This is a genomic window from Paenibacillus sp. 01T422 (assembly GCF_056398785.1).
Genome location: NZ_JBFTQB010000745.1, coordinates 1 through 3907, shown reverse-complemented (window position 1 = coordinate 3907; position 3907 = coordinate 1). Strand labels below are relative to the sequence as shown.

Annotated in this window: 4 protein-coding genes and 1 pseudogene; 4 read left to right on the top strand and 1 reads right to left on the bottom strand. The window is 48.0% G+C overall.

The annotated features are described in order from the left end of the window. The 3 genes and pseudogenes from AC1DUA_RS30380 to AC1DUA_RS30370 form a co-directional block, all read left to right on the top strand. Positions 1-598 (top strand): annotated as a pseudogene (locus AC1DUA_RS30380) (hypothetical protein); the annotation flags it as partial. Then, positions 582-869, top strand: coding sequence for a DUF2277 domain-containing protein (locus AC1DUA_RS30375; protein WP_477503291.1), 288 nt, complete (start codon positions 582-584; stop codon positions 867-869). The pseudogene AC1DUA_RS30380 and the gene AC1DUA_RS30375, both read left to right, overlap by 17 nt. A gap of 133 nt (positions 870-1002) precedes the next feature. Further along, positions 1003-1737, top strand: a complete 735-nt coding sequence (locus tag AC1DUA_RS30370) for a DUF1906 domain-containing protein (RefSeq protein WP_477503290.1) — start codon at positions 1003-1005, stop codon at positions 1735-1737. 50 nt (positions 1738-1787) lie between these two features. Here AC1DUA_RS30370 and AC1DUA_RS30365 read toward each other — a convergent pair whose 3' ends face one another. Then, positions 1788-2924, bottom strand: a complete 1137-nt coding sequence (locus tag AC1DUA_RS30365) for a hypothetical protein (RefSeq protein WP_477503289.1) — start codon at positions 2922-2924, stop codon at positions 1788-1790. Positions 2925-3100: 176 nt separating this feature from the next. Here AC1DUA_RS30365 and AC1DUA_RS30360 point away from each other — a divergent pair. Continuing rightward, the coding region (locus AC1DUA_RS30360) for an alpha/beta hydrolase family protein (RefSeq protein ID WP_477503288.1) at positions 3101-3907 on the top strand (807 nt) is incomplete at its 3' end.

The following is a 3907-nucleotide window of genomic DNA, read 5'->3' as shown; positions in this document are numbered from 1 at the left end:
CAAAATGGCCGTTTTTTATCAAGTATCGCCTAGCGTGAAAATGATTGCGTTCGATACGAGTGGACAATTAGATACGGAGACGGACTTTATTCAGCCTTTAAATGACGGACAAACGTATATGATAAGCAACTCTTTCAAAAATATCCTGTGCACGGCTCATGAGGGGGAGAGGCTCTCATCCTACATGAGTGTCGAGGGAGATCGCATGCATCACCTTGTTCCACTTATTAAGAATGGGATCTTGTATGTTCTTGATCGCGAGAGCAAACAAATAAAAGAAATTAATCCTGGGGTAGGATCACATGTAGTTGCTACGTTAAATTTGGATCAAATAAATACCGCAATTACACATGATGGATATTATTTCATTACAGATCAGAAGCAATTTTATCGTGTCAATGTAGAGGGGAAGACTGAAACCTACGCGAATATGGATAATGCGATTTATAATAAAGGTATTTTTAATTCTTTGACAGGGAAGTATGATCAGGCGCCCGCTCCGCCAGGTTATTTGGGAACTTTAAATGAAGATGAGTTTGAGCTCAAAAAGATTGTTCTTGGCATTTCTCCGCAATTTGCTGTTGATGCCGAATATTAAGCCGCTTTTTAACTTCAACCCAGTAGCTACTGATGCTGAGATTCAGGCAGCGTCCCTACAATTCGTTAGAAAAATTTCGGGTTTCACTGCGCCATCCAAGGCCAATGAGGAAGCTTTCAACCGAGCGGTCAATGAGGTGGCGCTGGCTGCGCGTCAAATGCTGGATTCACTCGTCACCAATGCAGAGCCGCGAGATCGAGAAATCGAAATCGAGCGTGCACGTGCTAGAAACGCCAAACGATTCGGAACAGTAAAAAAAGTAGAGTCTTAACAAAAAGGCTTTTACCTTCATTGGTAGGAGCCTTTTTGTTGCTTTCCTTTAATAACCTACTCATTTGATGTGTAGCAATCTAGTGTCTACGAGCATATGATGTAACAAACTAGTAGAAATTAGGTGATAGAAAGTGACCAAAGGTTTTGATTGTTCAACGCCTTTAACGGCGCAAACCGCCGCTGCTTTCGTCAAAGATGGCTACTCGTTTGTGGCCAGATATCTCGTCCCGAGCGGGTATAAGGCTTTAACGAAAAGTGAAGCGGAACGGATTAGCCAAGCAGGTTTGGAGATCGTATCTGTTTTCGAAACTACGGCAAATCGGGCTCTCGGCGGCAGAAGTGCAGGATTGGCTGACGGCGCCACCGCGGTACAAGTGGCTCATCAGTTGGGACAGCCCGTAGGAAGCTGTATATATTTTGCCGTCGATTTTGACGCGACAAGCGCTCAAATGGCTACGGTAGTTGCATACATCCAAGCGGCAAGTGAAGCGACTCCGGAGTATACCACTGGGGTATACGGATCGTATGCGGTTATGGAGGCCGTCAAGAAGGCAGGTGCCTGCTCACGGTTTTGGCAGACCTACGCATGGAGCGGCGGTAATAAATCAACTTTCATTAACATTTATCAATATTTGAATGATGTCTCAGAGAATGGCATCCAAATCGATCATGACGAGTCATACGGCAGTGAGGGCTGGTGGAACACGCTGACGCCAGTGGCTTATCCACTCACAGCGCAGGATGCCAATGTAATCATCCCTTTTCTGTCTGCTGGCTTTGAGGCCACAACTTCGCTTCCAGCTCGAGCGGAATTCAATCGCTTAGCGAATGAGCTACGCAAAGCTTCTGGTCAGCCGCAGCAGTAAATTTAAAGCCCGTTAACTCTCTATTCATGAGAGAGCTAACGGGCTTTTTGTCATTGCATGACTGCGCTGCGAATATACCAGCGCGAATCAAATGATGCTCTTTCGAGCCGAAAGAGCACACGCCTGTGGGCAGGCGCGGAAGCACGTGCCGGTGTAACCGTAACGTCGACCGCAGCCTCAAGCTCAAGGAGCTGGGACACGTCCCGCTCCGGGAACTTGGACAGGCGGCGCATGCTTCGCACATGCACCGCCTGTTCTTGCCCTGTGGTGACCTGCAGCAGCTGCAGGTCACCTTGGTTGGCGCCGCTGATCCAGACGTCGATCAGCGCCCAAGGCGAAAGCTTGCTGATGTACGACGTCAGCAAGCCTGCTGCCCGGTGCACCATGACCTGGTGCGCCGGATCCGAGGAGCGGGAGCCGTGCGTCACGCTCCCGAGGAAGTGAATACAGAAATGACCGTCGAAGTCATTTCCGGGAATGCCGTCTCCACCATGCGGCATGCCGTGCATGGAGCCAGCCAACGTGCGGCCGTTAAACTTCACGAGGACCGCTTTGCGGTCCCAGCTCCAGGCGCCGCCATAAATGGTTTTGAGCGTCGCAGAGTCGGTCTTCGTCAGCGGCTGGACATCCGCATGGCTCGAGCCTGCGCGGCGCTGTCCTTCAAAGCTAAGACCGCTTTCTACGTCGGTAATCGTGAATTTACTATATTTAGGGATGACCACGCTTGCGTCTTCCCAAGTCAGGATTTCGCCATAGTGCTGGGCTCTAAGTGCTTGAACCTGTGTACGAAGCRCATCTTGCACGTCCGTCGACATTGCATAAATGGATTTGGTCATGGGATCAACCAATTCCCCGTTTGCAGTGACGCCGTAGTGCAGCGTCTGCCCTTTTTTATGATAAATGAGGGTGGCATCCGGCAGTATTGCTTCGGTATACGAAGCGCCTGATTTTAATTGCTCAAGCTCTCGCTGTAATTTTTTATTTTCAAAAGAGGATTCTGATCGATAAGCGGCATGAGGTGATGCTTGGACAACCAACTGAAAAATATTCGTTCTCGTCGTTTCTCGATTGCTGAGTGCTTGACCATAGGAATGGCCGAATGGACACAACGAACTAACGGACATTACAGAAAGCAACAGGGTGCAGATCATCGTTCGGAGCAAGCGAGTTGCTCGGGTATGATGCATAGGTAAGCTTCCTCCTGATTTGATTTTAGTAGCGATTCACATTTGAAAGGCAGGATGAAACGCCATAGTCAAGTTTTTACTAATTGCCATAAATTTATGAACAATTCATCGTCATCTGCTGTCTGAATTGCATTTGTGTTAAAATATAGCAGTACTTAGGAAAGGGAGGTTAACTTATGCAACCAAGTGAAGGTAAAGCATTTGAGCTACATATAGCAGAGAATCGTGTTGTCAGAGGGGATTTCTATGAAGCGGCGTCACAACCGGCTCTGGGGACGATTGTTATTTGCCATGGATACAAAGGATTTAAAAACTGGGGGATGTTCCCGCACGTGGCGCAATCATTGGCGATGAACGTAAATGTGATGGCAATCAATTTCTCTCACAATGGCGTTGGAGAGGACCTGCTTGAGTTTACAGAGCTTGAGAAGTTCGCCCGCGATACCTATTCCAGGGATCTTGAAGATTTGGATGCAGTTGTGAAGGAAATTCGGCGAAATAGAAAGTTTGCTGGTACTGGGGATAGTCCAATCTTGCTTATGGGCCATAGTAGAGGGGCGGGGGTRTGTCTGATCTATGCGCTCGATCATCCCGATCAAATGGCAGGTGTCATCAGCTGGAATGGCATTTCGAATGTCGATCTGTTGACAGAGGAAAATAAAACAGAGATGCGCTCAGTAGGAAGATCGTATACATTAAACGGTCGTACGAAGCAAAATATGCCTTTGGATCTGGAGATCCTTGAAGACATGGAAAGCAATAGCGAGAGATTCAATATTATGGGCAGAATCAGCAGTGCAACGTTCCCAATTGCGTTAATTCAAGGGATCGAGGATGGTGAGAGGCTGATTCGAGGCTCTAAGCAGTTGATCGAGCAAAATCCAGCCATCCAGTGGATCCGAATTGCGGAAGGCAACCATACCTTTGGTTCCGTTCATCCTTATCAAGGAGAGCCCCAAGCGCTTAAGCAGGCTATCCAAGAG